Raw genomic sequence first — 26,800 nt, 5'->3', positions numbered from 1 at the left:
TTCAAGGCGGTCAGTTGGGCAGAACAGGTTCCATAGGTCAGACCTTTTCCTGTGCTGTCATAGGATTCGTTCCATCTGGCTAGAAAGTGATTAAATGTGAAACGACTACATCCAATGGATTTATGGATGAGAATGGTTTGTTCCTTTGTTGGATACAAGCGAAATTTAAACGCTTTGTGCATGGGTTTACCTCCCCTTTATCTAATTATATACGGGGATTGTCAGCCTTGCGAGAGGGAAGATCTCGTCTGACGCTCGCTTTCATCCCAACCCTGTAGGGCTTCGCAATCTATAAAAACGGAGTCCTAAATTGATCTTACCCCCGTCAAGTAGACAGTGAAAAACAAGAACCCCTAAGCAACCTTTGTTCGGTATTCAACCGGACTCAGGTTGCTTAGTTTTTTCTGGAATCGTTTGGTGTTGTAAAAACGAATATAACGGTGAATTTCATTGATGAGATGTTTTGCAGAAGAAAAGGGCTGGTTCTTTAAACACTCACTCTTAAAGTGGCCAAAGAAGCTTCCATGCAGGCATTATCTAAACAATTTTCTTTTCGGGACATACTTGCTCGCATCCCATGTCGTTTTAAGAGTTCGTTATAATGTTTGGAAGTATATTGGAACCCTTGGTCACTATGTAAGAGAATCCCCCGCGTCTTTCGATGACGAATCACCTTTTTTTACTGTATCCATCACCAGCTGAAGATTGTTTCGAGGACTGATCTTGTAAGCAATGACTTCGTTGTTGTAAAGATCATAGATGGTCGACAAATACAAAAACGATCGCTTTAGAGGAAGATAAGTAATATCTGTGACCCATTTTTCATTGGGACGAGCGGTTTGAAAATCTCGATTCAATACAATGTTAGAAACGACATAAGCCTCTTTTGAACCATAATAAGGTTTTTTGCGCCGAATCCGAGACCGAATCCCCAACTCTTTCATTAAGCGGTACACACGCTTATGATTGACACAGAACACAGGATCTTGGCTTTTAGCCGCTCATTTTCCCACTGTCTAGCCGAAGGATTTTCCCTACGCTGAAGCCATTTGTAATAACCGCTACGTGAAACCCCGGCCAATTGACATAGCAATGAGACTCCATATCGAGGAGCTAATTGGTTCACAATACGATAGGAGTTTCCTTTCAGTCGCGCCCCCTTTCCAACTCCCAAAGCTTTTTTAGGTATTCATTCTCAGCTCGAAGTCGGTGTAATTCTTCTTCCATGGTTGGGGGCCGTTGTGACCGAGGTCTTCCCTTTCCATCTCCTTTTTTCAGCCCTCGTTTCTCTTCAAGCCCTGCTTTGCCTTCTTGCTGATAGCGTTGGACCCAACGCTTCACCATGGAGTGCTGGATCTCTAGCTCTTTTGCAATTCTTTTATATCCCAAGTTCTTACGTAAATACATATTGACGGCCTTTTGCTTAAACTCCACTGAATACGTTTTTCGCTGTTTCCCCATGAAAAATCCCCTCCAAGTAAACTGTAGTGCTCTTCTTATGCACTGTCTACTCAAAGGGGATAATATCAAATAGTTGCCTTCCTTTTTATTTATTTGTATAATAAGAGAAGTGTCCCGCGGAGGGACACTTCTCTTATAGAAAACTAGCTACTTACTATCAATACTTATCATTGTAACGCTCGTTTTTATCAATCGTCGTAACGCTCGTTCTTGTCATCGTCGTAACGATCATTTGCATCATCGTCGTAACGATCATTTGCATCATCGTCGTAGCGCTCGTTCTTGTCATCCTCGTAACGATCATTTGCATCATCGTCGTAGCGCTCGTTCTTGTCATCGTCGTAACGATCATTTGCATCATCGTCGTAACGATCATTTGCATCATCGTCGTAACGATCATCTGCATCATCGTAACGATCATCTGCATCATCGTCGTAACGTTCGTTCTTATCATCGTCGTAACGATCATCTGCATCATCGTCGTAACGATCATTTGCATCATCGTCGTAACGATCATTTGCATCATCGTCGTAGCGCTCGTTCTTGTCATCGTCGTAGCGCTCGTTTGCATCCTTCAAACCATTTGCATCTGTCTTAGTTGGACTTGCTGCGAATGCTGTTGAACCCATACCAACACCAGCCAACAGTACAAAAGCAGTCGCGGACATCAACAATTTCTTTCCTACATCTCTCTTGTTCTTTCTATACACTGTAATTCCTCCCTTTCGACTATGGTAATATACCTTATTTCCTAATATCAAGGAGAAATAGTTGGTTATTTATGATAGAATATGGATAATGGAAAGCCTCTGATCAATTTGGCAACCTTATTTCCACAGCGAGCTATATAGTGAGGGTGTTTGGGCTGGACGTTTTTTGTTCAGCTTTTTCTTTTTACCAAAAAAGAGGGCAAATAGAAGCAGAGTTGTTTAACATAAAAAGCCACTCCTCGCAAAAATGGGCGAGAAGTGGCCGCTGGAAAGATTGTGTCTTATTGTGACCGCTACATTTTCTTAAGGGTAAAAATAGTGAAAAACCCTTACATAGCGTATGTGGTGCTGGTGAAGGGAATTGAACCCCCGACCCCTTCATTACGAGTGAAGTGCTCTACCCCTGAGCTACACCAGCGAGATGCAAATTGGGTAAATCATTGGTGGAGGCGAGCGGAGTTGAACCGCTGTCCGAAGATATCGCCACGTAGGTTTCTCCGAGCGCAGTCACCGTATTGATGAGTTTCGCCCTAGGGACTGCCCGGTGACAGGCGTTCCTTTGCGCTAGTCGCCTTTATTTCGCATTCCGGTCGACGACAATCCGGTCTGCTAGCCTGCTAAAGTTATGAGACCCGACTACACCACACAGGCGATGAGGCATCGGATCCTAGCTAGCTTAAATTAAGCAGCTAGAGCGTAAGATTCTTGTTTGCCAGTTATTATTGGCGTTCCGCGTTTTTAACGAAGGACGCAGCCCCTCGGCTCGCTACCAAACGCTCAAACTATCCCCGTCGAATCCAAAAACGCCCCCATAATATAAAACAATCATTTGCACCGACAAAGTCCATTGTAACATGGACTTCCTTAACTGTAAATACAGCCTTGAGCCTTGTTCCGCCCAATTGCTAAGAGGTCCTTAACGCGACCGCTCTTTCAACTGACGTTGAATTTCCCGCTGTGCATCTCGCTTCGCGATGGTTTGCCGCTTGTCGTGAAGCTTTTTCCCTTTAGCAAGAGCCAGCTTAATTTTGGCATATCCATTTCGCAAGTGCACATCCAGTGGAACGAGAGTAAATCCCTTTTGCTTAATCAGCCCGATTAACTTATTGATTTCAGCTTTATGCATGAGTAGTTTCCGGGTTCGAGTGGGGTCTTGATTAAACCGATTCCCTTGTTCAAAGGGACTGATGTGTAAATTGATCAGATATACTTCGCCCTTGTCCAAAAGGGCATAGCTATCTTGGATATTGACACGGCCCTGGCGGATGGATTTAATCTCCGTCCCAGTGAGCACGATGCCTGCTTCAAATGTATCTTCAATATGATAATCGTGGAGCGCCTTTTTATTTCGGGCTACCACTTTGGCTCCGCCTCTTGGCATCGCGCTCACCTCCATGACCTTTTATGTCTAGAATGCATATATTCGGTATCTTTTAGTATACCAAGCTAGCTAGACTGACGTCAACTAGGCAATTATCTAACTGAACATCATTTCTTCTACAAAAGTAAGAGAGCCTAATTGGGCTCTCTTTGTTATCGAACAGATCTTTACTTGTTACGGGGTCGGCGTGACTTATTGCCACCACCGGACTTCCCTTTTCCTTTTCCACGGGAACCTGAACTACCCTTGCGATTTCTGTCACCATTTCCACCGCTATTCCCTGGTCTGCTTCCACTACTGTTACCATCATGGCGACGTGAAGGTCCAGTAGGCCGAGCCGGACGAGGTGGGCGTGGACGAAAGGGAGGTTTCACGAACCCATCATCATCCTCGCTTACTAGCTCAAAGTCCACCTTATGCTCTTCCATGTTGACACCAGTCACACGGATCATCGCTTTATCGCCGATGTTATACACCTTTCCGGTACGTTCACCGGTCATGCGAAGAGTCACATCATCATAGTTATAATAGTCGTCATTCATGGTACTGACATGGATTAACCCTTCAACGGTGTTCTCCAACTCCACAAACATCCCGAAGGAGGTAACACTGCTGATCGTCCCTTCAAAGACATCGCCCACTTTATCTGCCATGAATTCGGCCTTCTTCAGATCATCGGTATCCCGCTCAGCATCTACAGCTACCCGTTCCCGATCAGAGGTATGCTGTCCTGCCTCAGGAAGCCAAGTGGTCAATTTCGCTTTCCTCTTATCGGGTAAATTTTTCCCGTTGTACTCAAAAACCTCCCTCATGATCCGGTGAATGATCAAGTCGGGGTAACGACGGATCGGTGACGTGAAATGAGAGTAGTAGGTAGCTGCAAGTCCAAAGTGGCCTAAGCACTCTGCTGAATACTTCGCTTGTTGCATCGAGCGAAGCATCACTTTACTAATTACTTTTTCTTCAGGCTTCCCTTCCACCCGCTTTAAGATCTTTTGCAGTACTTGTGGTTTTACTTTTTGCGCACTTCCCTTTGCGGTATGGCCAAAGATAGTGATGAATTCAAAGAAAGCTTGTAGTTTCTCTGGGTCAGGATGTTCATGGATGCGATACATAAAGGGGATTTTCAATTTATTAAAGTGCTCTGCTACAGTTTCATTCGCCGCCAACATAAATTCTTCAATCAGCATTTCTGAAACCGTTCGTGGACGTTGGACAATCGCAACCGGTTTTCCCTCTTCATCCAGTTTTATCTTCGCTTCTGGGAAATCGAAGTCAATCGCTCCGCGATTAAATCGCTTTTTACGAAGGATCTCTGCTAATTCAGCCATCTTTTCAAAGTGTGAAACGAGGGGCTTATATCGCTCAATTAACTCTTCGTCTTTATCAACTAGGATGCGCTTTACAGCATCATAGGTCATCCGCTCATTCGTGCGGATCACACTGGGGTAGATGTCATGTTGCACAACCATACCCTCGCCATCAATCTCCATATCGCAGGTCATAGTGAGCCGATCTACCTGGGGATTCAATGAACAAATCCCATTGGAGAGGCGCTGGGGCAACATGGGGATCACCCGATCCACTAAGTAAACACTATTTCCGCGGGCATATGCCTCCTGATCCAGCGCACTCCCCTCTTTTACGTAGTAGCTCACATCCGCAATATGAACCCCCAGCAGAATATGGCCATTATCCAGTTGCTCGACAGAGACCGCATCGTCCAAATCCTTGGCATCGGCGCCATCGATGGTCACCATCACTCGATCCCTTAGATCACGACGGTTTTGCGAATGGATCTCTTCTTCGGAAATGGTCTCAGGAACGCTCTCCGCTTCAACTATGACATCGGCTGGGAACGCCTCAGGCAACTGATGCTTTCGGATAATCGCTAAAATGTCGACCCCTGGATCATCCCGGTGACCCAGTACTTCAACGATATCTCCCACAGCACTTTTGCTTCCTTCAGGATAAGCCATCAATTTAACAACGACCTTATCCCCATGGCTTGCATCATTCCGACCACTCTTGGGTATGAAGATATCCGAGGAGAGTCGTTTATCATCTGGCACAACAAAACCAAAGTGCTTAGAGTCCGTATAGGTTCCCACTACTTGGATGCGCCCACGTTTAAGAATACGTACGATTTCCCCTTCTGGGCGTCTCCCCTCTTCTTGCCCTTGAATCCGAGCGAGAACGATATCTCCATCCATAGCCCCATTCATCTCATTACCATGGATAAATAAATCCGTTTCAAAGGGCATCTGTGCATCAGGAATAACAAAACCAAACCCCTTTGCATTCCCTTGCAAGCGGCCACGTACCATATTCAGGCGTTCAGGTAGCCCAAAACGCTCCGCCCGGGTTCGAACTACACGTCCCTCCTCTTCCAGAGCAGTAAGTACGCGTTCAAAAGCCTCTTGTTCACCTGGGATATCTGCACCAAAGGCCGTCTGTAACTCTTTAAGGGTCATTGGTCGATAGGTTTCCTGCAACATTAACTGAATAATTTCCTGTTCTTCAACCACAAATCATGCTCCTTTCCCGATCAGAGAGCCTCCGGTGATTGATTTGACCCGGTCACCCGCTTTACGAATGTATCGATCTCAGTGAAGAGACGCTCTCTCTCCTTGTCTACGGTGATGATGTGCCCTGATTTGGCAAACCATCGAATATCCTTGTCCTCAGACTCAATCGCTTCAAATATGTAAGAAGCACTCTTCGGGACTACCGTCTCATCTTTTTCCGCTTGCACCACCAAGGCAGGCACCGTTACCTTAGAAAGTCGCGGACGAAGATAACGGATAAATTTACGTAAAGAAACGATGCATTTTAGGGGTGTACGATCATAGGCAACTAAGTAATCTTCAATATGAGCCGGCTTATCTCCACCCCGTTTTCGATAAGGCATCCAATATTGAAACAATCCAGTAAGATGGGCTCGCTTATCCTTTAGCCAAATCGGTGCACAGAGTGGTACAACCCCTGACAAGGATTCCGTTCGAGCAAGGTTGAGGACGAGGCAGCCTCCCATCGAAAGTCCAATGGCAATAACCTCTTCCACGCCGCTCTCTTTGAGACGTTGATACCCTTCCTGCGTGCTTTTCCACCAATCTGGCCAAGTAGTCGTATTCATATCCTCGGGGGTCGTTCCATGACCTGCCAGCAAAGGTGCATGAACCGTATACCCTTGTTTATGAAGGAACCTTCCCAATGGACTCAGCTCCGAGGGGGTACCCGTAAAGCCGTGGATCAGAAGGATGCCAGTTTTTCCTCCTTCAAAGAAAAAGGGTTCTGGCGACCGACGTTTTATTTTCATAGGTCAAGCCTCCCGCTCTCTTCAACATTCCTTTGTAAGCGGAAGCCTCTCCACTTTTTTGCTTCCACCCTGGGGACGGATTGCGGGATCCGGCTAGGCCCCCAGCTCTTCAGTATTATTCTGCTCTAACTCCCATCATTTCAACCATCACAGACAACCGGACCTGCTTCATGCCATAGATAAAGAGTATCACAGAACAAACCGTTGGTGGAATGTTTTCCGACAAAAGCATCTGTGGACAAAATAAAAAAGCACCCGTTTCTCAACAGATGCTTTGATGCCCGGCAATGTCCTACTCTCCCAGGAGCTCGCGCTCCAAGTACCATCGGCGCAGGAGGGCTTAACTTCCGTGTTCGGGATGGGAACGGGTGGGTCCCCTCCGCCATCACCACCAGACAAGAATAATGTATCATTTCTTTTACCATATAGCAAGAGATATTAAAAATAATATTAGTTCAGCGCCAAACTTGATTACCGATCAACCAATTCAAGGCTTCATGCCATTGCCATGCAATGATTGCCTCATAGCCTTTTGGGAGAGTTTCGCCCGTCTTATCTTGTTCACCCACCCACAACAATCGACGTAGCCAATCCAGCTCATCCAAGATCTCAGAAAGAGGACGTAACTTTGCATCATTTATATATGTAGTTACTTCTGTTTCAATCTCTGGTACCACTTCTTTCACTTTAGCCCCATCACATTCTGCATCAGGGAAGCCTAGGCGCTCAATCAGACCTAGCGCCCAAAGAAGTGCCCAAAGCGCTTCAATACGCCAGGTCAGCGGATGATCTACCATGTCTTGAAGCTTTTGTTGCTTACCTTCATTAAATGGAGGTAATACCAATTGAAACACAGGTTCTTCCTCAGAGCTCAACCGATCCCATAAACCTTCGCCCTGTATCCAATGAACCACACGCTTAGGGTCATCGTGAAAGATTACTCCTTGCAAAGCGTACAGGACCACTATCCGAGCGGCGACATCCGCTGGTCGACGCAAACGAACGTCCTCTTCTCCCTCAATAACAGGAAGAGAAGTATCCACCGGTACTCCCTGGCTCTTTAGGCGTTCCTCGGAGCGAATCTTTCGATCCATGGTCATATCCACTTGTACACTCATGTTGACATCCTTTCCAACCGTTTCTCACTATCTATCATTTTGCACATAAGAGAAGGTTTCCGTCTATAGCTGAAAGGACCTAATTTACTAAATTTATGCTTAATCATCTATTTTTAGTGTATGGACTTCCAACAGAAAAGCACCCGTTTGGAAACGGGTGCTTCGATGCCCGGCGACGTCCTACTCTCCCAGGGGCTCGCGCCCCAAGTACCATCAGCGCAGGAGGGCTTAACTTCCGTGTTCGGGATGGGAACGGGTGGGTCCCCTCCGCCATCACCACCAGACAAGAATTAATATACCATGCACTTTGTCTTTTGACAATAGGGAAAATGATTTTCTACATATTTTATTCCATTATTTTTCGATAAGGTCTTAGGCATGAGAAGTATAACTTTTGTTAAGGAAAAAACCCCTTTTCAACGTTTATTGAAAAGGGATTTGACGATGGATTAAGCGTTTATTTCTGTAAACTACTTTTTATATTCCGCGAAATTATTCTATTTTACTTGCTTTTCATTAAGTACTTTACCTTTTTTATCCATGGTTTTTTCTTCGACACTTTTTACTTTACCTGTTTTACCATCAGTGATTGTAGTTTTCGATTCTAATCCGGTTCCTCCCACGCCATCAAACCCTGCTTGTGCTGCTACAGTTGACACGGTTTTGGCTTCGTCGTCGATAAAGAAGAAATCAGACAACTTCCCTTTCGGTATAATCCTCCATATTTTATTATCATTTTGATTCAATGGTACGATCGGCTGTTTTTTGTTGATTTTTTCTAGTTGTTTAAAGAAATCATACACATCTTCACCAGTTCTTTTTCCTGGATCATATTTATCGATGACCCTTACGTCTTTCCATGGTTCAGAAACATTTAGAACAGCAAATCCTAATTTATCCCCGATTTCAGTGATTCTAGTTCCCGTATTCATGATGCCCTTCGTTTTGAGTTCCTTTAGATAGTAATCGATACGAACTTTTTCATAGGGGTCGGCTTCTACTGAATCGCCACCATAAGCTAGTTGTTTGGTTTCAGATTGGGCATCAGACACTCCTGCACTTACTTTAAATTGTGTTGTGAATTTTTCCGTGACATTTGCAATTCCTGGCAATTCAGCAGAGGCAGAAGTCTCTGATCCTACAGTAAGTTCTGTGCTTGCATTTAGTGTCAATGTATCCGTTTGAGAATAACTTTTACCTTGTGATTTTCTTGTTGATTCTTCTGGGTTTTCACCATTGTTATTAATAAAATAATCAATGGATTTTAAATCTTCGTCTTGTGAAGTAATTTTATATCCAGTCGTGCTGGAGGATGCAAATTTTAACATGTCATTCGATGTATACAGATCTTTGTTATCTTCAACAACTGTATCCACTGTAGGCGCATCTGCTGCATAGGCCTTTGAGTTCATCCATTCAGTAAATCCACCACCCGCAATCAGAGCAAAAGCAAACACGAAAATGAGCAATCTTTTCCATACATTTATCATGATCTTCCTCCTCCTTTTGAATGGTACTCCTCTCCCAATCTTTTTGGGATTATGAATACTATATACAATAAATTTCTTTCGATCAACGAAGAATAATTAGTACTTATGTAAAAATGTAAGAATTTTATTGTGTGATATCAGATTATTTAAAATCCATTCTGTATGATAACAAGGAATTAAGCCCGCTATGTAGCCTTTTCTACTTTGCGAATCTATACGATCCATGCGATCAATGGATGGACATTTTCCAATAGAATAATTACATAATCATACTATTAATTATTTAATTAACCAGTGATGTGTCCTCTCATGGGTAGCCTTAAAGTTGCCACTGTGAAAGCCGACCGGAGGAACAGGGAACGGTAGTCCTTTATCTTTGGTAAGAAACAATCCCCTTTTCAATAGAAAAGGGGATTGTCGACGGTGAGCGTGCATTTCATGTAATTATATTTTAAGACAATGATGCTAGTCTTATTGTTTCATTTAAAACTTTTCACTTTACTTATGTGATCATTTCATTCGTGTTTATGCTATAGATCAGGTGTATCAATTGAAAATAAAAAACAGCCGGGGAATCTCCCTGCTGTTCTTCCGACGATTCATCGTCATCAGACGTGATTACTTCGCCCATACATCTGAAAAGCCCGCCAAAATAGTTAAGATCAAAAAGAGAACGGCTAATACTACGGTCACTTTGCCGAGGAGGGCATCGATCCCACGTGCTTTCGTCTTCCCAATTAAATGCTCCGAAGCTCCACCGATCGCACCGGAAAGACCTGCGCTCTTACCGGACTGAAGGAGAACGACGATGATCAAACCAAGACAGACGATGGCAAGCAAGATATTCACTGCAGTTACCATCTATCTTACACCTCCCGTTGGTGCGAAGATCTACGAAGTCACACTGATGTCACTGTACCATAACCACCACAGGTTTTCAAGATCGATAGATCTATCTTCACTGAAGAAAGCATCATCTTGGGAAAGCTAAAAATTCACTTTCCAGTATTCTCTTTCGCTCCATAGGCCATCACGATTACAGTGAAATTTTTATCATCGTGGGGAATTACTTGTTGGACGACTACAGAATCTGCATCATAAGAATCACGTATCTCCTGCACTGCTTGGGAAAGTCCATTTGCCAAATGATCTTCACCAATGTTGAGCTCCAGGTACACTTGTCGTTCCACCATATTTTCCGCCCCCTTTATTGTCGTTTACCATGGTAACATCAATGTTCTTGCAAAGAAAGGAAACAAGCTGGTCTTTTTTATAATAACGTTTAGTAGATAGATGATGGTAAATAGCCTAATAGAAAGGCGAGTCCACTCCTGCTCCATTGATCTTAATCGACCATTCATCAACATAATGACCCCTACAGGGATTCCCCTGCAGGGGCCTTACTTTATTGCCTCTAGCTATACAATTAGCCTTTTAGATTAAAGGTTGCTTTTCCTGGATAAAGGCCTGTACCAGACAATTCTTCTTCAATCCGCAGAAGTTGGTTATACTTCGCTACGCGGTCCGTACGCGAAGGTGCACCGGTCTTGATCTGGCCAGCACCAGTCGCAACCGCGATATCCGCAATCGTGGTATCTTCGGTCTCACCGGAACGGTGGGAAATAACGGCAGTATAGCCTGCTTTTTGCGCCATTTCCACAGCGTCAAAGGTTTCGGTCAGGGTTCCGATTTGGTTCACTTTCACGAGGATGGAGTTTCCTACACCCTTGTCGATCCCATCGGTTAAACGCTGGGTGTTGGTTACAAAGAGGTCATCTCCTACGAGTTGAACCTTATTCCCTAAGGTTTCGGTCAGTTTTTGCCAACCATCCCAATCATCCTCTGCCAATCCATCTTCGATAGAGATAATTGGGTATTTTGTAGTGAGTTCTTGGTAGAAGGCGATCATTTCATCAGAGGTCTTGGTAACCCCTTCTCCTTCCAAACGATAGACACCATCTTTATAAAGCTCTGTAGAGGCTACATCCAAGGCAAGTAACACTTCATCACCTGGCTTATATCCCGCTTTCTCGATAGCAGTCACAATCGTTGCCAATGCTTCTTCATTGGAGGAAAGGTTCGGTGCAAAACCACCCTCATCCCCTACAGAAGTAGAAAGACCTTTTTCTTTTAATACGGCTTTTAAGTTGTGGAAGATCTCGGTACCCATCCGCAAGCCTTCATGAAAGCTATCCGCACCTACTGGCATCACCATAAACTCTTGGATGTCTACGTTGTTATCAGCATGCTCTCCACCATTGAGAATGTTCATCATCGGTACAGGGAGAGTTTTTGAGTTGAACCCACCTAGGTAGGTGTAGAGCGGTACACCTAGTGCTTCAGCCGTTGCACGGGCCACTGCCATCGATACACCTAAAATCGCGTTCGCACCCAACTTTTCTTTGTTCAAAGTGCCATCGAGCGCGATCAATGCTTCATCGATCCCTACCTGGTCTAGGGCATCCATGCCTTCTAGTTCCGGAGCGATCACTTCGTTTACGTTTTGTACAGCTTTTAATACTCCTTTACCAAGGAAGCGTTCGCTGTCCCCGTCACGCAATTCAACAGCTTCATGTGCTCCTGTCGAGGCACCAGAAGGAACAATCGCGCGCCCAATCACGCCTGATCCGAGGACTACTTCGACTTCTACTGTAGGATTACCGCGGGAGTCCAAAACTTCCCGACCGTATACTTCAATAATATCCGTCATGAGATAATTACCTCCTTGGGATAAAGCAATTTTTTATTTAACAATCGATTGACCTGTCATTTCAGAGGGGGCTTCAAGGTCTAGAAGTTTGAGGAGTGTGGGAGCTACATCTGCTAAGATTCCACCTTCACGGAGTTTTACCTCTTTATCCGTCACAATACAAGGCACTGGGAAGGTAGTATGGGAGGTTACTGGACGGTTTTGATCATCGAGCACCATGTCCGCATTACCATGATCCGCAAGGATCACAGCTCGGCCCTGTTTATTCATCAAAGCATCTACCACTTTGCCCAGGCACTCATCTACTGCTTCAACCGCCTTGATGGTGGGCTCTAGCTTCCCTGAGTGACCGACCATATCGGGGTTAGCAAAATTAAGGATGATGGTATCAAACTTCTCTTTCTCTATCGCCTTTACTAGGGCGTCAGTCACCTCATAGGCACTCATTTCTGGTTTTAAATCATAGGTGGCTACATCCGGCGATTTAATTAAAATACGCTCTTCACCCGCAAATTCCTTTTCCCGTCCCCCACTAAAGAAGAACGTAACATGGGGGTATTTCTCGGTCTCAGCAATGCGTAGTTGTTTCAAGCCGTTCTTTGTGATCACTTCACCATAAGTATTTTCAAGATCATTGGGCTTAAAGGCGATCATTCCATCCACTTTATCAGAGAACTTGGTCATACAGACATAAAAAAGATTCTCTAGCGGTTTCTCGCTACGGTCAAAGCCTTGAAAGTTCTTATCGGTAAAGGCAAAGGAAAGTTGAATCGCTCGATCCGGCCGGAAGTTAAAGAAGACCAATGCATCGTTACTTTCGATCGTTGAGACAGGGTTTTTATCCTCTCCCAGGATGACCGTGGGCAGGATAAATTCATCGTAGACTTCTTTTTTATAAGAGTCTTCTACAGCTTGGACAGGATCCTCCGCCGTTGGCCCATCTCCAACCACCATAGCTCGATATGCTTTTTCTACACGATCCCAGCGATTGTCCCGATCCATCGCATAATAACGCCCCTCAAGAGAAGCAATTTTCCCAACACCTAGTTCATCCATCTTCTCTTGTAACTCTTGGATGTATTTCACACCAGAATCCGGAGAGACATCACGTCCATCGAGGAAGGCATGTACATATACCTCGGTAAGCTCCTCCTTTGCTGCCAATTCCAACAAGGCATAGAGATGCTTGATATGACTGTGCACGCCCCCATCGGATAAAAGACCAAAGAGATGGAGTTTGGAGTTGTTTTCCTTGGTATGTTGGATCGCTGCCTGTAAGGTGCCATTGGAAAAGAAAGAGCGATCCCGAATCGATTCCGTGATCCGCGTCAGTTCCTGATAAACGACCCGTCCTGCACCTAGATTGAGATGACCCACTTCGGAGTTACCCATCTGCCCATCTGGCAAACCAACAGATCCCCCTGATGCTCCAAGGGTTGTATGAGGATACGTCTCCCACAACTTATCAAAATTGGGCTTGTTCGCTTGTGCTACTGCATTGCCATGGGTTTCTTCCCTTAGCGCAAATCCATCCAAAATGATAAGCGCTACCGGGTTTTTTTTACTCATTCCTGGTCACCACTCTTAGCCGCTGCATTGACTAATTGAGCAAAGGAATCAGGGTCCAGGCTCGCTCCACCCACGAGGGCACCATCAATATCTTGTCGTTCCAAAAAAGAATCGATGTTGCCAGGTTTTACGCTACCTCCGTAAAGAATACGCATCTCCCTTGCTACCTGTGGATCCAATTGGTCAGAAACGGCCTTCCGAATGAAACGGATCACATCATCCGCATCATCTGCTGTCGCGGATTTCCCCGTACCAATCGCCCAAACTGGTTCATAGGCAAGGATCACACGGGTCGCTTCTTCTGAAGTGAGCCCATCAAGAGCCTGTGCCACTTGATCTCGCACGGTTTCTTGGGTGCGATCTGCTTCTTTCTCTTCCAAGGTCTCTCCGATACAGACGATGGGAATGAGGTCATGGCCCAGGGCCGATTTGGTTTTCTTGTTGACTGCCTCATCCGTTTCAGCAAAGTAAGTACGCCGTTCTGAGTGACCGATAATCACATAGGAAACATCGATGTCATTGAGCATCGTAGGGCTAACTTCACCAGTAAAGGCCCCTTCTTCTTCCCAATGCAAGTTTTGTGCTCCAATACTGATCTCAGTACCAGAAGTAGCTTGTATCAACGTCGGTAGCGAAACAAAGGAGGCACACAACACTTGTTCAACACCGTTCACTTCGCTCCGTCCGCGCAATGTATTAAGGAAATCCAGGGCTTGGTCCACCGTCTTGTACATTTTCCAATTCCCTGCAATTACAGGAGTACGCATATGTTCACCGCCTCTATTCAAATGATGTGTCCTGACTCTTTAGGTGTGTGACTTTACCTAGTTATTAACGATCTTGTAGTGCGGCTACACCGGGAAGAGTTTTTCCTTCCATCAGTTCCAAGGAGGCACCGCCGCCAGTAGAGATATGATCCACCTGATCCGCAAGCCCTGCCTTGGCAATCGCCGCTGCAGAGTCGCCACCACCAATGATGCTCGTCGCATCCGATTCTGCTACTGCTTGAGCAACGGCAAAGGTTCCTTCAGCAAAGCGATCAAATTCAAATACACCCAGGGGACCGTTCCAAATAACGAGCTTCGAATCACTAATGATGCGAGCGTATTTTTCCCTGGATTGTGGACCCATATCAAGTCCCTGCAGATCTGCAGGAATCTGATCTGCAGGGACTACCTCAGCTCGAGCTGTAGCGGAAAACTCAGCCGCGGCCACAATATCTACTGGCAATTGAAGATCAACGCCTTTTTCCTTTGCCTTCGCCATAAATTCCTTGGCTTGTTCTACTTTTTCCGGCTCTAAAAGAGATTCTCCAATCTCATACCCTTTTGCTTTCAAAAAGGTGTAAGCAAGCCCTCCACCAATCAAAAGATGGTCTACTTTATCCAATAAGTGATCGATCACACCGATCTTATCTTTTACCTTCGCTCCACCAATAATTGCTGTAAAGGGTCGTTCCGGAGAGGCGAGTGCTTTTCCTAACGTCTCTAGTTCTTTTTGCATCAGAAATCCTGCTACAGCGGGTAGAAAATGCGCGATTCCTTCAGTAGAAGAATGGGCACGATGAGCCGCACCAAAGGCATCATTCACATACAAATCTGCCAGAGAGGCAAAGGATTGGGCTAATCCAGGATCATTTTGTTCTTCTCCTGGATAAAAACGAACATTCTCTAGAAGAAGAATATCGCCATCCTCCATCTCTTGCACATGGGCGGCTACCTCGTCCCCAATGGCTTCATCCGCCTTTGCCACCGTCTTGCCAAGAAGTTCTGAAAGACGTTTTGCCACAGGATCCAGGCGCAATTCATCGACAACTTGCCCCTTTGGACGACCTAAGTGACTAGCTAGAATGACCTTAGCTCCTTGCTCACTTAAGTAGGAAATCGTAGGCACTGCCGCTTGAATCCGAGTATCATCAGTGATCTTTCCCTCTTCTAGCGGTACGTTAAAGTCAACACGGCAAAAAGCTCGCTTACCGCGGAGATCCACATCACGAATCGACTGTTTGTCCAAATTGCCCCCTCCTCAGCATGAGAAAGAGGAGAGTAATCTCCCCTCTTCGTTTACATCTTCATTCTAGACTTAGAGGCCTTTCTTCGCAATGTAGACCATCAAGTCAACCATCCGATTGGAGAAGCCCCACTCATTATCATACCAAGAAACTACTTTTACCATGTTGCCATCTTGGATCATGGTGGACAATGCATCAATGATAGAAGAACGAGGGTCACCGTTGTAATCCTTAGAAACAAGCGGTTCATCGGAATAACCGAGAATACCCTTCAGATTTCCTTCAGCGGCTTGAAGCAAGGCTTCATTCACTTCGTCCACCGTTACTTCTTTATCCGTCTCAGCAACAAAATCGACTACCGATACGTTAGGCGTAGGAACACGCATTGAAAAACCATTTAGTCTCCCTTCAAGTTCAGGGAGAACCTTAGTAACTGCCTTCGCTGCACCGGTGCTCGTCGGGATGATGGATTCCGCTGCAGCACGCGCACGACGCAGGTCCTTATGGGGAAGGTCAAGGATTTGTTGGTCGTTCGTATAAGAGTGAACTGTCGTCATCAGACCACGACGTACGCCAAATTTCTCATGAAGTACCTTAACCACAGGAGAGAGACAGTTGGTGGTGCAGGATGCATTGGAGATGATGTTATGCGCTACTGGATCATACTTATCTTCGTTAACACCTACAACGATGGTGAGATCCTCATCGTTTGCAGGTGCAGAGATGATGACCTTCTTCGCACCAGCTTGACGATGTTTTTCAGCGTCTGCTTTTTTAGTGAACCGTCCCGTAGACTCCACAACAATCTCAACACCCAGTTCTCCCCAGGGAAGCTGAGCAGGATCCCGTTCAGCAATAACGGCGACTTCTTTACCATCTACCATTAGGCCTTTGCTGGACACTTCCACGCTACCATCATATTTGCCATGAATGGAGTCATATTTCAGTAGATGGGCCAAGGTATCTGCATCCGTCAAGTCGTTAATTGCCACGACTTCCAGCTCTGGGTTCTTCATTGCTACACGAAATACGCCACGTCCGATTCGTCCAAATCCGTTAATACCAATTTTCGTTGCCATTAAAAATTACCCCATTTCTATGTTACAAGTTCATTGTAATTAAATTTTCACAGGTTTACGTCAGACAGGATAGCTCTCGCGGCACTTTCATCGGTGATGAGCGTTCCGCCACCAACTACAGGACAAACCGCTGCGATGGATTCTGCTTTTCCTGATCCCCCTGCTACCGCAATCACATTGTGCGCTCTCGCTAAATCTTCCAAAGTGAGTCCAATGCTTCGCCCGTAATGTACAATCCGTCCATCTCGGGCAAAGTAATACCCGAACGCTTCACCAACGGCTCCCTCTTGTTCTAGATGAGCCAATAACTCAGGTGAAGATTTCCGCCTTTCAGCCATAGCTTTAGCATCTCCGATCCCATGAACGACGATGCACGCAGATCGAACCAGTTCCATCATTTCCTGAATACGAGGCTCCTTCATCAATGTCTCCCGTGCCGCATCAGAGAGTTGATCAGGGACATGAAGAAGCCGATAGTTTCCTCCAGCTTTTGTTGCCATCAGTGAAGCAATGGTATTGGCCTCTAGCTCCACTACTTCACCAAGACCCCCTCGTGCAGGCACAAAGGTGGTTGTCTTTAAACTGGAGGAAGCAGTCATCATCTCAGCAACAGCTGCCAAGGTCGTCCCACCAGCTACTGCGACCACTTGGTTTGAGCGAGATATCGCTTTTAAAAGACGGGCTACTGCGCGACCCATCTCCTTTTTCACCCAATCCGAACGGTCGGAATCTCCCGGAACAACAATGACCCGTTTTAAGCGTAGATGGGTAGCTAGGTGATTCTCCAGATCGGTTAAACCAAATAGATCCTTTATCAGTGGCTCCATCTCCGCTACCAGGTCAACCCCCACATCAGAGAGCTTCATACCCACTGTCTCAATGCGTATAAGTCCCTGTTCCCTGAGAAATTCTACTTCACTGCGTAGGATGCGCTCGGTCATCCCAAGGGCTGAAGCAAGGCTTCGCCGTCCCACGGGTTGCATTAAGTACAAATGGCGAAGCACCTCATAACGCTGCTTCAACACATCCAAGAGATCAGGCAATAATTTCTTCTGTAGTTCAAGAATTGTTTTCATTCACCTAGACCTCCGGGACTTTTCAAGTCCCATGTAGCGTATTGCGTCCCAATCGAACCAAAAAAATAGAACTGACACCATTTATTCTAACTAAACCTTATGGATTTGACAAGATGAATATGCCTAGAAATAATCGGGAAAAAGAACACGATGTCTCTTTTTCCCCTTCTGGTACCTTATCCAAGGGACTCTCTCTCATAGCGTCGACGCTTTCGCGAGGTCCCTATCCCCATCTCTTCACGATACTTCGTAACCGTTCGTCGTGAAATGTTAATCCCTTCCGTTTCCAACAGATCGGCTATTCTTTGATCCGAGAGAGGTTTCTTCTTTTGTTCCTTGGTAATCATTTGGCCGATCTTATCTTTTACACTTTGTGCAGAGGTATACTCCCCTTGGTCTGTCATGACCCCCGAAGGGAAAAAGTACCTAAAAGGAAACATCCCCTGGGGTGTCTGCATGTACTTGTGCTGGGTCGCACGACTTACTGTCGATTCATGTACATCCAACAGGTCAGCCAATCGGCTAAGGGTGAGGGGTTTTAAATAAGCAACCCCATGAACAAAGAAGTCCTGCTGCTCAGCCAGGATTTTCTCCGTCACACGATACATGGTATGGCGGCGTTGTTCAATGCTCTTTAAGATCCCCATCGCTGATTGCAAACGGTCCTTGATATACGAAGCAACTTGTTTTTCTTGACCATCCTTAATATGCAACACCTTGGTATAGTAACTACTGATTGATAGACGAGGCATATCGATCTCATTAACCGTGATTTCCCACTCCCCATCCCTCTTTGCCACAAAGACATCCGGATGGATATATCGTGAGGCTTCTTCTCTATTAAAATGGGTTCCCGGTCGTGGATTTAAACGACGGATACGATCCGCCGCATTCTGCACTTCAGCTAGGGAACAATCCAGGCGGCGCGCCACCTCACGCCATCGCCCCTCTGCAAATGGAAGAAATGCTTCCGTCACTACACCAAGGGCCCTGTGATCAGATTCTATCTCCCGCCTTAACTGAATGGCTAGGCACTCAGAAAGAGAGCGAGCTCCTATACCTGCCGGATCTAGGCCGTGAATAATAGTTAAGATATCCTCCAGTTCCTGCTCAGAAATAGTAAAGCGCTTACATAATATTGAAGGATCAATATCGAGATAACCATCTTCATCGATACATCCGATGATGAACTGACAAATTTGAAACTCCATTTTATTCAATGACAGGCACCGCAATTGTATTTCTAGATTGTCCACAAGGGAGTCTTCACTGGCTACCATCTTCTCAAAGGGGGAGTCATCCCCCGCTCCCACGGAGAATCCAGCGCGATACTCCCTTTCCCCAGAACCAAGGTAAGCTGTCCAATCAGCGAGCCTTTCCTCGTTTACCTGAAAGGGTTCGTCTATTGTTACCTCCTCAACTTCTAACACTGGATTTTCCAACGCCTGCTCCTGAATATACTGATTTAAATCAATGGCGGATAATTGCAACACGTGAATCGCTTGACGCAACTCCGGAGTCATCACTAACTTCATGCGCTGTTCCTGCGCAAGACTATACCCCATGGACAAAGCCATTTGCGGTCACCTCCGCGTGTTCCAGTATATGTTGCACCCTTGGTAACTGATGCTCCCGCAACACACTTTCAATTAACAAAAAGAGAGGTTGAGAGAGCCGTAAACCGGGAAGAATACTTAGGGATTAGCTCTGTATACTCTCTTATTCTATCACAAAGATGAGAGCAACCATTTAACAAAAACTACATACCCCTTGCCGTACCGACTATCTTGTAGGTGAATCAATAAGAAAGAGTCGGGTAAAGCAATTTCTGGAGAACCCCTTGTCTTTCAACTAGAGCTTCGATATAATGGACTTTGTCGCTAATCAACTCAGTCTATGCGCCTATAGCTCAGGGGATAGAGCACTGGTCTCCGGAACCAGGTGCCCAGGTTCGAATCCTGGTAGGCGCACCATATTGAAAAAACGGCAACCGAATGTGGTTGTCGTTTTTTCTTTTGCCTCATCGAGATGGGGGTTAACTGATGTTGACCTTTCCTGACCTTTAAGCTATCATGGAAATACAATCCAAACTTTTTCCGACAGAGGAGGAACTACGCATGAATTTAATTCCTTATGTTGTCGAACAGACAAATCGTGGGGAGCGGTCCTATGACATCTACTCCCGCCTTCTTAAAGATCGTATCATCTTCTTGGGTAGCGAAATCAATGACGCTGTAGCCAACACCATCGTCGCCCAAATGCTTTTTCTGCAAACGGAAGATCCTAATAAAGATATTCAGCTCTACATCCACTCCCCTGGTGGATCCATCTCCGCTGGCTTTGCCATCTACGATACCATGCGCCATGTTAGTTGCGATATTCAAACGATCTGCGTCGGTATGGCAGCTTCCATGGGAGCATTCCTACTTTCCTCTGGAACTCCAGGGAAACGACTGGCCCTCCCCAACAGTGAGGTCATGATTCACCAACCTCTCGGTGGTGCCCAAGGACAGGCATCCGATATTGAAATCAGTGCCAAACGGATTCTCCGTATGCGAGATAAGCTGAACAAAATTCTTGCAGACCAAACAGGCCAAACCCTGAAAAAAGTTCAACAGGATACAGACCGCGATTTCTTTATGGAAGCGGAAGAAGCTAAAAAATACGGCTTGATCGATAAAGTGATCACCCAAGCAACCAAATCCTGAGTTTAGCCCAATCGATCATGTACATAACCTCCTTACTTTGTAAGGGGGTTTTTTTATGACCCATACTTCTTTACTATTTTTAAGATAATTAGCATCAATCAATTAAATCTCATTGCTTGATCTAAAGGTCTATGATACGTTGAAAAGGGATGAGATGGGCAGGTTGAAGGAGGAAAGTGAACGAAAATGAGGACTACTGCTCTTGCTTTAATCATGTGTTTATTCGCATTCATGGTAGCTCCCTCCGCCTTCGCCGATAATTCTTCGGAGACCAACCAACAACCACTTGAAGGTACTTATTCAATTAAGGATGGTCAACATCGTGTTCAGGTCACCCTTCCTCACGCTGTAAATCCTCAGGGAAGCTGGATCGTTACTTTGAACGGAAGCGATGAGCAAATGTCACAAGAAGGATCTCGCTTGCGGCAATTCACTTCCAATTATAAAGATCTTATTCCTGGGAGAGAATATCAGGTGATCGCTGTCTGGTATGGAAAAAACAACGGCCAGGCGATGGATCTCGACACCTGTTTTCAATTTAAAGCGGAGGATCCGACCACTAAAGAAGGCAAAACAATCAAAATGGTTGATTGCGGATTTAACTCCTCTCCTAAAGAAACTTCAACATCCCCGGAAAAAGAATCGAATAGCACACCTAATGCGCCAGAAAAGGAAAAAGCAACTTCTGCAAAAGAGGAGTCTAGCAAGCTCCAAAACCTGAATAGCGCTTCAAAAGAGGATCCGCAAGCCTCTGTCCCTTCACCATGGGGATCTACAGGTATTCAACTGATTTTGGTTGGATGTGCCCTGATGGGCCGTCGCCACTCTTCTACACATCGAAAATAACCCTACTCCTGGAAATCTATCGGTTATGATGGCGAAGGAACTGTTGTAATATTTACTACCATCAAATAACTTCGACTTCATTCACAATGTAGTACCAAATCAGATTAAACACCCGTCCCGATTCGGGATCATCATTTGCCCATCCTCCCTTGAACAGGCCATATGGTCTGTTCTTTTATGAAGAAAACCAACAACAACAAATAAAGGTAGCCTAAGGGCCACCTTTATTATCTAGAATAGACAGGCTTGTCCACATTTCAATAGAAATGAATAAAATTACCAACGGAGCTCGCAGGGATGGTCCGTGTGCTAAACCCATAACGTGGATTATAGTTATACTCTTCAATCGTAATCTTCGATCCCTTAACTTCCTTCACAAAGGCTACATGACCAAAACGACTAGCGTTATCCCCTGCATCCCACTGGGCAATGGCGCCTACTTTAGGAGTACGGTTCACAGAATATCCAAGATTGCTGGCATTGTTATCCCAGTTCGTTGCATCGCCCCAGCGGCCGCCACGCATCATATTGGAAAATTTCTTACCGTGTTGGTTCATACGCCAGGCCACAAAAGATGTACATTGCCGATTATAGAATCCCCATGCGTCTACTCCACTTGTACTGGCATATTTAAATGGATAGAGAGAAGCATCTACTAGGGTCAATCTCTGGAGTGCTTCTTTTATAGAATCTTCTTTATCAGATATTTTGGATAGTTTTTTCTTCGCTTCATCAATATCCTTTTGCACAGATACATATATTTTACGCGCTTTTTCTGCCTGTTTCTGTTGTTTATCCGCTAATCCTTTATATTTACTTACCAGTTTCTTCTTTTCATTCTCAACCTTGAGGAACTGATTCATCAAGGTTTGATCTCTCGCTAATATCAAACGAAGAGTTTGAAAGCGTTCAAAGAACTCTGTTATAGAACCCGATTGTAAAAGAGTTCGCATATTTCCCATATCACCATTTTGAAAGATGACTCGAAACCGGTCTTTAAAAAGACCTTCGTAATAGTCCCGCTTTTTCTTATTTTCCTTTTGCTGCTTTTCTACATCTGCAATCAAGCGGTTTGTCTTTTCGATATCTTTTTCGATTTTAGTAACTTCTTTTTTAGGTTTAGCAATCTTCTTACGCAGCTTGTTCAGCTCATCTTGGACTTTACCCTTTTTGTCGCGGATATCCTCGAGATCCTTCTTTTTTCCTCCTCCGGCGCCATACACCGGACTTGGTTGAAGGACTCCCACGAGTAGGATGGCGGTCAGCAGAACAGCTAACCAGAAGCGTAACCCTCGTTCGTGGGGCATTAATACCATGCGATTTACCTCCCTGATCTCCCGCAGACTCCAACACCTCCCACGTTTCTAAAATAAAAAAATGCTCCCATTCTTTTATTCGTATCGTTTCGGTATTTTTTGTCCACTTTTGGCGGGAAAATAAAAAATATTATGAATGATTCCTTTCAAGCCATAACCTAAGGACACAACAGACTCCCTATAATGGCTACTTCCTTCGCGTTTAAGAAAACAATTTCCTGCCTAGATAATAAATTTATACCTTTTGTCCTGAGGTATCTATTGGTAGTTGGTCTTTTGGCCTATTGTTCGACTGGCTTACTACGCGTAGGATGGAGAAACTAAAAACAATAAATAAATATAATAAAACCCTAGTTGCTAGGCAACTGGGGTTTTAAACATGTATATCTTCCTTACCAATAAGGAAAGAACGGTATCACTTGATCCATAAAATCACTATCATCTGCAACATTTTTATTTTCTTGGCGATTACGAAGGTAGTCTCCGAGAACGATACCGCCCCCCGTACTTTTTTGCATCACCATCGGTTTGACATTGACCGTGTTCCCCCAACTGAATGCTCCCGCACTAGAAAAGGTTTCAACTTTCATCTCTCGGATATTGTTGAGAAAAGACATCATGACCGCCTCCTTCTCCACCATCCTATGCACTGGAAGGTTGTTGGGTCTCCGCCTAGTCAAAAACTTTCTCGCAGACAAAGGTCTTATACGAAAAAAGAGGATATATGCTCATATATCGAGCATAATCCCCTTTATTAGTTTAGTATACTCAAACAAGTGAATGACGACTTTTTTATTAGAGAATTGTATTACAAATCTTCTTTGCCAACGATCTTAGCTAACGCCTCAATTGCTTGTTCCGCATCAGAACCATCCGCAGAAATGGTTATTTGCGAACCATGTGCAACAGCTAAACTCATAATTCCCATAATGCTTTTGGCGTTTACTCTTTTGTGTTCTTTACTAACAAAAATTTCGGAGGAATACTTGTTGGCTTCTTGGACAAAAAGGGCTGCTGGACGAGCATGGAGCCCGGTTTTCAGGTTAACATTTACTATACGTTCAACCATTTTTTATCTCCTCCATCATGGTGGTATGGTATATCAATATGCCCAACATCATACCTAGGATCGAATTATCCTTGGGTAGCGGCAGGATCATTTAACTTGCCTGCAATTTCGTCCAGCTTGCGAAGACGATGATTCACAGCGGATTTACTCACCTTCCGCGGGAGCATTTGGCCCAATTCTGTCAGTGAGATCTCGGGGTGTTGCAATCTCATCTCCGCCACCTCACGTAAGCGACTCGGCAGTTGATCCAGCCCTATCTCCCGCTCAATCCGGCGAATATTCTCCACTTGACGCATCGCCGCCTGGATCGTTTTATTTAAATTCGCCGTTTCACAATTGACCAGACGATTGACCGAGTTACGCATATCCTTCATAATTCGCACATCTTCAAATTGAAAGAGGGATTGATGTGCCCCGATAATATTAAGGAACTCACCAATTTTATCTCCTTCCTTAATATAAGCAACATATCCTTTTTTTCTCTCCAACCACTTCGCATGAAGATGATACCCATTAAGGAGACGACAAAGACCTTCGCTGTGATCTTGATAGGTAGAGAGAATTTCTAAATGATAGGACACACTGTCCGGGTTGTTCACGGACCCACCTGCAAGGAAAGCACCTCTTAGGTAGGAACGACGGCAACATTCCTTCTTGATCAGCGCAGGGTCAATTCCCTCGATACGATCCAGCCCTTTTCCCAGTATACACAAATCACGGAGGATGTTTTCTGCATGAGGGGGACCTAACCGGATCACATAGGTGTTATTTTTTTTCAAACGCACCTTTTTTCTCACCAGCACCTCGGGCTGTACTTCATAGCGCTCCTTTAATAAGCTATAGGTGTGGCGAGCAATTGCGTTATTTTCTGTCGTCACTTCAAGACCGATTCCGCCTCCATGTAAGGAGATTACACCATTGATCCGTACCACGGCAGAAAGTTCCGCCCTTTGACAGCATGGTTTGGAGGCGACACGAGTCAATTCCTGTTTCACCCTGGAGGCAAAAGACATAGGACATCCCTTCCTCTTCACTTCACTTGCAGATCAACCGCATGATACAACGACTTAAAAATGAAGCATTATGGCGGAGGAAATCTCGAGCTTCTAATAAATTGGTTGCAACGGTGTCACAACCCAGCTCCCGGATACGATCTCTATCCAGAACAACTGGAGCAGCTCCCTCGGCGGCATATCTTTGTTGAATGGCAAGGGGTGGCATCGCATCATTGGCGATCACTACATCAAACAATCCCTTACCAACATGTCGATAGATAGCCTCTACATGATCAGCGGCAGTATACCCATCAGTTTCCCCAGCTTGAGTCATCACATTGCAAATATAAATTTTTTTTGCTGAGGAAGCTTGAACCGCATCCGCCATCCCTTGAACAAGTAGATTGGGCAATAAGCTTGTATAGAGGCTACCGGGACCAATCACAATTCCATCCGCTTGGGCGATTGCCTCCAGTGCTTCACCAACAGGCTTTGCATCCTTTGGGTCGATAAAAACCCGTTCGATTCGACGCCCTACTTGAGGAATGTTTGACTCCCCTTCTATTAGCCTACCATCGCTCAACTTTGCCTTCAGAGTGATGGTTTGGGCCGTGGAAGGAAGCACTCTTCCTCGGATGGCTAATACTCGGCTCAACTCCTGAATTCCGTGATTAAAATCTCCTGTAATATCTTTCAATGCGGCAATGATTAAATTACCTAAATTATGCCCTGCTAAACCATCTCCATTGGAAAATCGGTATTGAAGCATCTTCTCTAATAACGGTTCCACATCTGCCAGTGCGACAAGGACATTGCGCACATCACCCGGAGGCGGCATTTGCATATCATTACGGAGTCGACCTGAACTTCCTCCGTCATCTGCTACTGTTACAATTGCGGTGAGATCGAAGGGGGACTTTTTTAACCCCCGTAATAGGACAGAAAGACCCGTCCCCCCTCCAATCACTACTAGCCGGGGTCTCGCTTTCTTTTTTTCGGCTGCTAGATCACTCATGATCGCCACCTCTTCCCCCCCACTTACCGGCGTCTAATTTTTCTCGATATCTCGGTGTGCGACGCGTGTTCCTTCTGTGTCTCTGAACCATCGATTCAGATATTCAGTGACTGCCACAGAACGATGTTTGCCACCAGTACATCCGATACCTACCACTAAACTCATCTTTCCTTCCCGCTGATAATGGGGTAAAAGAAAGTTGAGCATATCCGTTAATTTATCGAGAAATTGTTTCGTCTCTTGCCACTTCATCACATACTCATATACGTCTGAATCTTTCCCTGTGTGAGGTTTTAATGAGGCTACATAATGAGGATTTGGCAAAAAACGAACATCAAAGATCAGATCCGCATCGATGGGAACTCCATACTTAAAGCCAAAGGATTGGAATGTAACTGTCAGGGTATTTTCTCCTGTAGCTGTAAAGCGAGAAATGATACGCTCTTTTAACTGCACTGGCTTCATCATACTGGTATCAATGATTTGATGGGCACGCCCTTTGATCTCATCCAAAAGGTTTCGCTCAAGACGTATCCCATCCATTGTTGTACCTTCCGGGGAAAGAGGATGACGGCGGCGGGTCTCTTTATATCGCTGTACCAGCACCTGATCACTTGCATCGAGATAGAGGATTTGATAATGAATCCAATGATGTTTCTCCAGCCTGTCCAAGGAATCAAATAAGGATAAAAAGAAATCCCTACCCCTTAGGTCGATGACCAATGCTGTTTTACGCATCCCACTCGATTGCTCTAGTAGCTCTGTCAATTTACCCAACAGAACCGGGGGCAAGTTATCAATACAGAAAAAACCGAGATCCTCTAGACTCTGCATGGCAACAGTCTTACCTGCACCAGACATTCCTGTGATCACTACCAGATTGATCTCCTGCCTATTTTGTGCCACTGGCGCCACCCACTTTCCTTT

28 protein-coding genes, 2 tRNA genes, 2 rRNA genes and 1 other RNA gene are annotated in these 26,800 nt (G+C 45.1%); 3 read left to right on the top strand and 30 right to left on the bottom strand.

Going from position 1 to position 26,800, the window contains the following annotated elements; genetic code table 11:
* From BLV90_RS04785 to rpoN, 24 genes are all read right to left on the bottom strand, one after another.
* Positions 1 to 182: helix-turn-helix domain-containing protein (locus BLV90_RS04785; protein ID WP_177167898.1), on the bottom strand; the 182-nt coding region annotated here is incomplete at its 3' end.
* A 171-nt stretch (positions 183 to 353) separates the two neighbouring features.
* On the bottom strand, positions 354 to 530 hold the full coding sequence (locus tag BLV90_RS16820) for an IS3 family transposase (protein ID WP_091737071.1): 177 nt from the start codon (positions 528 to 530) through the stop codon (positions 354 to 356).
* The gene (locus tag BLV90_RS16815) at positions 488 to 673 is read right to left on the bottom strand and encodes a DDE-type integrase/transposase/recombinase (protein WP_091736982.1); all 186 of its coding nucleotides are present in this window, start codon (positions 671 to 673) and stop codon (positions 488 to 490) included. The genes BLV90_RS16820 and BLV90_RS16815 overlap by 43 nt, the downstream gene beginning before the upstream one ends.
* Entirely contained in the window at positions 633 to 980 is a 348-nt protein-coding gene (locus tag BLV90_RS04770) for a DDE-type integrase/transposase/recombinase (protein WP_143034997.1), read from the bottom strand. Before BLV90_RS04770 ends, BLV90_RS16815 begins: the two co-directional genes overlap by 41 nt.
* A gap of 166 nt (positions 981 to 1,146) precedes the next feature.
* Positions 1,147 to 1,461: a transposase gene (locus BLV90_RS04765; RefSeq protein ID WP_091736975.1), complete on the bottom strand. Its 315-nt coding sequence runs from the start codon at positions 1,459 to 1,461 to the stop codon at positions 1,147 to 1,149.
* 188 nt (positions 1,462 to 1,649) lie between these two features.
* Positions 1,650 to 2,171 carry a hypothetical protein gene (locus tag BLV90_RS04760; protein WP_177167897.1) on the bottom strand — a complete coding sequence of 174 codons (522 nt, stop codon included), beginning with the start codon at positions 2,169 to 2,171 and terminating at the stop codon, positions 1,650 to 1,652.
* Between the two features lie 343 nt (positions 2,172 to 2,514).
* Positions 2,515 to 2,589 (bottom strand) — tRNA-Thr (locus tag BLV90_RS04755).
* 23 nt (positions 2,590 to 2,612) lie between these two features.
* Positions 2,613 to 2,982: a transfer-messenger RNA gene (gene ssrA, locus BLV90_RS04750) on the bottom strand.
* A 105-nt stretch (positions 2,983 to 3,087) separates the two neighbouring features.
* Positions 3,088 to 3,552, bottom strand: coding sequence for an SsrA-binding protein SmpB (gene smpB, locus BLV90_RS04745; protein WP_091736973.1), 465 nt, complete (start codon positions 3,550 to 3,552; stop codon positions 3,088 to 3,090).
* A 167-nt stretch (positions 3,553 to 3,719) separates the two neighbouring features.
* Positions 3,720 to 6,080 (bottom strand): ribonuclease R, encoded by a 2,361-nt coding sequence (gene rnr / locus BLV90_RS04740; protein WP_245726249.1) that lies wholly within the window; start codon positions 6,078 to 6,080, stop codon positions 3,720 to 3,722.
* Between the two features lie 20 nt (positions 6,081 to 6,100).
* Positions 6,101 to 6,871: an alpha/beta hydrolase gene (locus BLV90_RS04735; RefSeq protein ID WP_091736967.1), complete on the bottom strand. Its 771-nt coding sequence runs from the start codon at positions 6,869 to 6,871 to the stop codon at positions 6,101 to 6,103.
* 279 nt (positions 6,872 to 7,150) lie between these two features.
* A 5S ribosomal RNA gene (rrf, locus tag BLV90_RS04730) occupies positions 7,151 to 7,267 on the bottom strand.
* 59 nt (positions 7,268 to 7,326) lie between these two features.
* Positions 7,327 to 7,989 carry a DUF4272 domain-containing protein gene (locus BLV90_RS04725; RefSeq protein ID WP_091736966.1) on the bottom strand — a complete coding sequence of 221 codons (663 nt, stop codon included), beginning with the start codon at positions 7,987 to 7,989 and terminating at the stop codon, positions 7,327 to 7,329.
* A 167-nt stretch (positions 7,990 to 8,156) separates the two neighbouring features.
* Positions 8,157 to 8,273 (bottom strand): 5S ribosomal RNA (gene rrf, locus BLV90_RS04720).
* A 213-nt stretch (positions 8,274 to 8,486) separates the two neighbouring features.
* Positions 8,487 to 9,479 (bottom strand): hypothetical protein, encoded by a 993-nt coding sequence (locus BLV90_RS04715; protein WP_091736965.1) that lies wholly within the window; start codon positions 9,477 to 9,479, stop codon positions 8,487 to 8,489.
* 618 nt (positions 9,480 to 10,097) lie between these two features.
* Positions 10,098 to 10,340: a preprotein translocase subunit SecG gene (gene secG / locus BLV90_RS04710; RefSeq protein ID WP_091736963.1), complete on the bottom strand. Its 243-nt coding sequence runs from the start codon at positions 10,338 to 10,340 to the stop codon at positions 10,098 to 10,100.
* Between the two features lie 134 nt (positions 10,341 to 10,474).
* On the bottom strand, positions 10,475 to 10,672 hold the full coding sequence (locus BLV90_RS04705) for a hypothetical protein (RefSeq protein ID WP_091736961.1): 198 nt from the start codon (positions 10,670 to 10,672) through the stop codon (positions 10,475 to 10,477).
* A 233-nt stretch (positions 10,673 to 10,905) separates the two neighbouring features.
* Positions 10,906 to 12,189, bottom strand: a complete 1,284-nt coding sequence (gene eno, locus BLV90_RS04700; RefSeq protein ID WP_091736959.1) for a phosphopyruvate hydratase — start codon at positions 12,187 to 12,189, stop codon at positions 10,906 to 10,908.
* A gap of 33 nt (positions 12,190 to 12,222) precedes the next feature.
* Entirely contained in the window at positions 12,223 to 13,758 is a 1,536-nt protein-coding gene (gpmI, locus tag BLV90_RS04695; RefSeq protein WP_091736957.1) for a 2,3-bisphosphoglycerate-independent phosphoglycerate mutase, read from the bottom strand.
* On the bottom strand, positions 13,755 to 14,525 hold the full coding sequence (gene tpiA / locus BLV90_RS04690; protein ID WP_091736955.1) for a triose-phosphate isomerase: 771 nt from the start codon (positions 14,523 to 14,525) through the stop codon (positions 13,755 to 13,757). The genes gpmI and tpiA overlap by 4 nt, the downstream gene beginning before the upstream one ends.
* Positions 14,526 to 14,589: 64 nt before the next feature.
* A complete protein-coding gene (locus tag BLV90_RS04685; protein WP_091736953.1) occupies positions 14,590 to 15,771 on the bottom strand; it encodes a phosphoglycerate kinase in 1,182 nt (393 codons plus the stop codon).
* 69 nt (positions 15,772 to 15,840) lie between these two features.
* On the bottom strand, positions 15,841 to 16,848 hold the full coding sequence (gap, locus tag BLV90_RS04680) for a type I glyceraldehyde-3-phosphate dehydrogenase (protein ID WP_091736944.1): 1,008 nt from the start codon (positions 16,846 to 16,848) through the stop codon (positions 15,841 to 15,843).
* Positions 16,849 to 16,895: 47 nt separating this feature from the next.
* The gene (locus tag BLV90_RS04675; RefSeq protein WP_091736942.1) at positions 16,896 to 17,924 is read right to left on the bottom strand and encodes a sugar-binding transcriptional regulator; all 1,029 of its coding nucleotides are present in this window, start codon (positions 17,922 to 17,924) and stop codon (positions 16,896 to 16,898) included.
* A gap of 176 nt (positions 17,925 to 18,100) precedes the next feature.
* Positions 18,101 to 19,501, bottom strand: a complete 1,401-nt coding sequence (gene rpoN / locus BLV90_RS04670; protein WP_091736939.1) for an RNA polymerase factor sigma-54 — start codon at positions 19,499 to 19,501, stop codon at positions 18,101 to 18,103.
* 321 nt (positions 19,502 to 19,822) lie between these two features.
* On the opposite strand from rpoN, the gene BLV90_RS04665 reads away from it, so the two are divergent.
* From BLV90_RS04665 to BLV90_RS04655, 3 genes are all read left to right on the top strand, one after another.
* Positions 19,823 to 19,897: transfer RNA gene (locus BLV90_RS04665), tRNA-Arg, on the top strand.
* 144 nt (positions 19,898 to 20,041) lie between these two features.
* Complete coding sequence (gene clpP, locus BLV90_RS04660; protein WP_091736936.1) at positions 20,042 to 20,632, top strand: ATP-dependent Clp endopeptidase proteolytic subunit ClpP; 591 nt, start codon at positions 20,042 to 20,044, stop codon at positions 20,630 to 20,632.
* A 186-nt stretch (positions 20,633 to 20,818) separates the two neighbouring features.
* Positions 20,819 to 21,478, top strand: coding sequence for a hypothetical protein (locus BLV90_RS04655; RefSeq protein WP_091736933.1), 660 nt, complete (start codon positions 20,819 to 20,821; stop codon positions 21,476 to 21,478).
* A gap of 257 nt (positions 21,479 to 21,735) precedes the next feature.
* Here BLV90_RS04655 and BLV90_RS04650 read toward each other — a convergent pair whose 3' ends face one another.
* The 6 genes from BLV90_RS04650 to rapZ form a co-directional block, all read right to left on the bottom strand.
* The gene (locus BLV90_RS04650) at positions 21,736 to 22,794 is read right to left on the bottom strand and encodes a CHAP domain-containing protein (protein ID WP_091736930.1); all 1,059 of its coding nucleotides are present in this window, start codon (positions 22,792 to 22,794) and stop codon (positions 21,736 to 21,738) included.
* A 392-nt stretch (positions 22,795 to 23,186) separates the two neighbouring features.
* Complete coding sequence (locus BLV90_RS04645; RefSeq protein ID WP_177167896.1) at positions 23,187 to 23,411, bottom strand: spore germination protein; 225 nt, start codon at positions 23,409 to 23,411, stop codon at positions 23,187 to 23,189.
* A gap of 191 nt (positions 23,412 to 23,602) precedes the next feature.
* Positions 23,603 to 23,863 (bottom strand): HPr family phosphocarrier protein, encoded by a 261-nt coding sequence (locus tag BLV90_RS04640; RefSeq protein ID WP_091736924.1) that lies wholly within the window; start codon positions 23,861 to 23,863, stop codon positions 23,603 to 23,605.
* 65 nt (positions 23,864 to 23,928) lie between these two features.
* On the bottom strand, positions 23,929 to 24,876 hold the full coding sequence (gene whiA / locus BLV90_RS04635; RefSeq protein ID WP_091736919.1) for a DNA-binding protein WhiA: 948 nt from the start codon (positions 24,874 to 24,876) through the stop codon (positions 23,929 to 23,931).
* Between the two features lie 22 nt (positions 24,877 to 24,898).
* Positions 24,899 to 25,873 (bottom strand): gluconeogenesis factor YvcK family protein, encoded by a 975-nt coding sequence (locus tag BLV90_RS04630; RefSeq protein ID WP_091736916.1) that lies wholly within the window; start codon positions 25,871 to 25,873, stop codon positions 24,899 to 24,901.
* Between the two features lie 33 nt (positions 25,874 to 25,906).
* Positions 25,907 to 26,779, bottom strand: a complete 873-nt coding sequence (gene rapZ, locus BLV90_RS04625; RefSeq protein WP_281242001.1) for an RNase adapter RapZ — start codon at positions 26,777 to 26,779, stop codon at positions 25,907 to 25,909.
* Between the last annotated feature and the right edge of the window lie 21 nt (positions 26,780 to 26,800).

Origin of the sequence: Marininema mesophilum (assembly GCF_900106775.1) — a bacterium.
Taxonomy (GTDB): domain Bacteria; phylum Bacillota; class Bacilli; order Thermoactinomycetales; family DSM-45169; genus Marininema; species Marininema mesophilum.
Note: the sequence above shows the minus strand (reverse complement) of the source record. Positions and strands in the feature narration are given on the sequence as shown.

Bases quoted from the DNA above. Each gene is read 5' to 3' on its own strand.
- BLV90_RS04650 (WP_091736930.1), bottom strand. From the start codon at position 22,794: ATGGTATTAATGCCCCACGAACGAGGGTTACGCTTCTGGTTAGCTGTT.
- BLV90_RS04735 (WP_091736967.1), bottom strand. From the start codon at position 6,871: ATGAAAATAAAACGTCGGTCGCCAGAACCCTTTTTCTTTGAAGGAGGA.
- BLV90_RS04765 (WP_091736975.1), bottom strand. From the start codon at position 1,461: ATGGGGAAACAGCGAAAAACGTATTCAGTGGAGTTTAAGCAAAAGGCC.
- rpoN (WP_091736939.1), bottom strand. From the start codon at position 19,501: ATGGCTTTGTCCATGGGGTATAGTCTTGCGCAGGAACAGCGCATGAAG.
- gpmI (WP_091736957.1), bottom strand. From the start codon at position 13,758: ATGAGTAAAAAAAACCCGGTAGCGCTTATCATTTTGGATGGATTTGCG.
- gap (WP_091736944.1), bottom strand. From the start codon at position 16,848: ATGGCAACGAAAATTGGTATTAACGGATTTGGACGAATCGGACGTGGC.
- BLV90_RS04645 (WP_177167896.1), bottom strand. From the start codon at position 23,411: ATGTCTTTTCTCAACAATATCCGAGAGATGAAAGTTGAAACCTTTTCT.
- BLV90_RS04725 (WP_091736966.1), bottom strand. From the start codon at position 7,989: ATGAGTGTACAAGTGGATATGACCATGGATCGAAAGATTCGCTCCGAG.
- smpB (WP_091736973.1), bottom strand. From the start codon at position 3,552: ATGCCAAGAGGCGGAGCCAAAGTGGTAGCCCGAAATAAAAAGGCGCTC.
- tpiA (WP_091736955.1), bottom strand. From the start codon at position 14,525: ATGCGTACTCCTGTAATTGCAGGGAATTGGAAAATGTACAAGACGGTG.
- BLV90_RS04715 (WP_091736965.1), bottom strand. From the start codon at position 9,479: ATGATAAATGTATGGAAAAGATTGCTCATTTTCGTGTTTGCTTTTGCT.
- BLV90_RS04655 (WP_091736933.1), top strand. From the start codon at position 20,819: ATGAGGACTACTGCTCTTGCTTTAATCATGTGTTTATTCGCATTCATG.
- BLV90_RS04640 (WP_091736924.1), bottom strand. From the start codon at position 23,863: ATGGTTGAACGTATAGTAAATGTTAACCTGAAAACCGGGCTCCATGCT.
- clpP (WP_091736936.1), top strand. From the start codon at position 20,042: ATGAATTTAATTCCTTATGTTGTCGAACAGACAAATCGTGGGGAGCGG.
- secG (WP_091736963.1), bottom strand. From the start codon at position 10,340: ATGGTAACTGCAGTGAATATCTTGCTTGCCATCGTCTGTCTTGGTTTG.
- BLV90_RS04705 (WP_091736961.1), bottom strand. From the start codon at position 10,672: ATGGTGGAACGACAAGTGTACCTGGAGCTCAACATTGGTGAAGATCAT.
- BLV90_RS04630 (WP_091736916.1), bottom strand. From the start codon at position 25,873: ATGAGTGATCTAGCAGCCGAAAAAAAGAAAGCGAGACCCCGGCTAGTA.
- whiA (WP_091736919.1), bottom strand. From the start codon at position 24,876: ATGTCTTTTGCCTCCAGGGTGAAACAGGAATTGACTCGTGTCGCCTCC.
- eno (WP_091736959.1), bottom strand. From the start codon at position 12,189: ATGACGGATATTATTGAAGTATACGGTCGGGAAGTTTTGGACTCCCGC.
- BLV90_RS04675 (WP_091736942.1), bottom strand. From the start codon at position 17,924: ATGAAAACAATTCTTGAACTACAGAAGAAATTATTGCCTGATCTCTTG.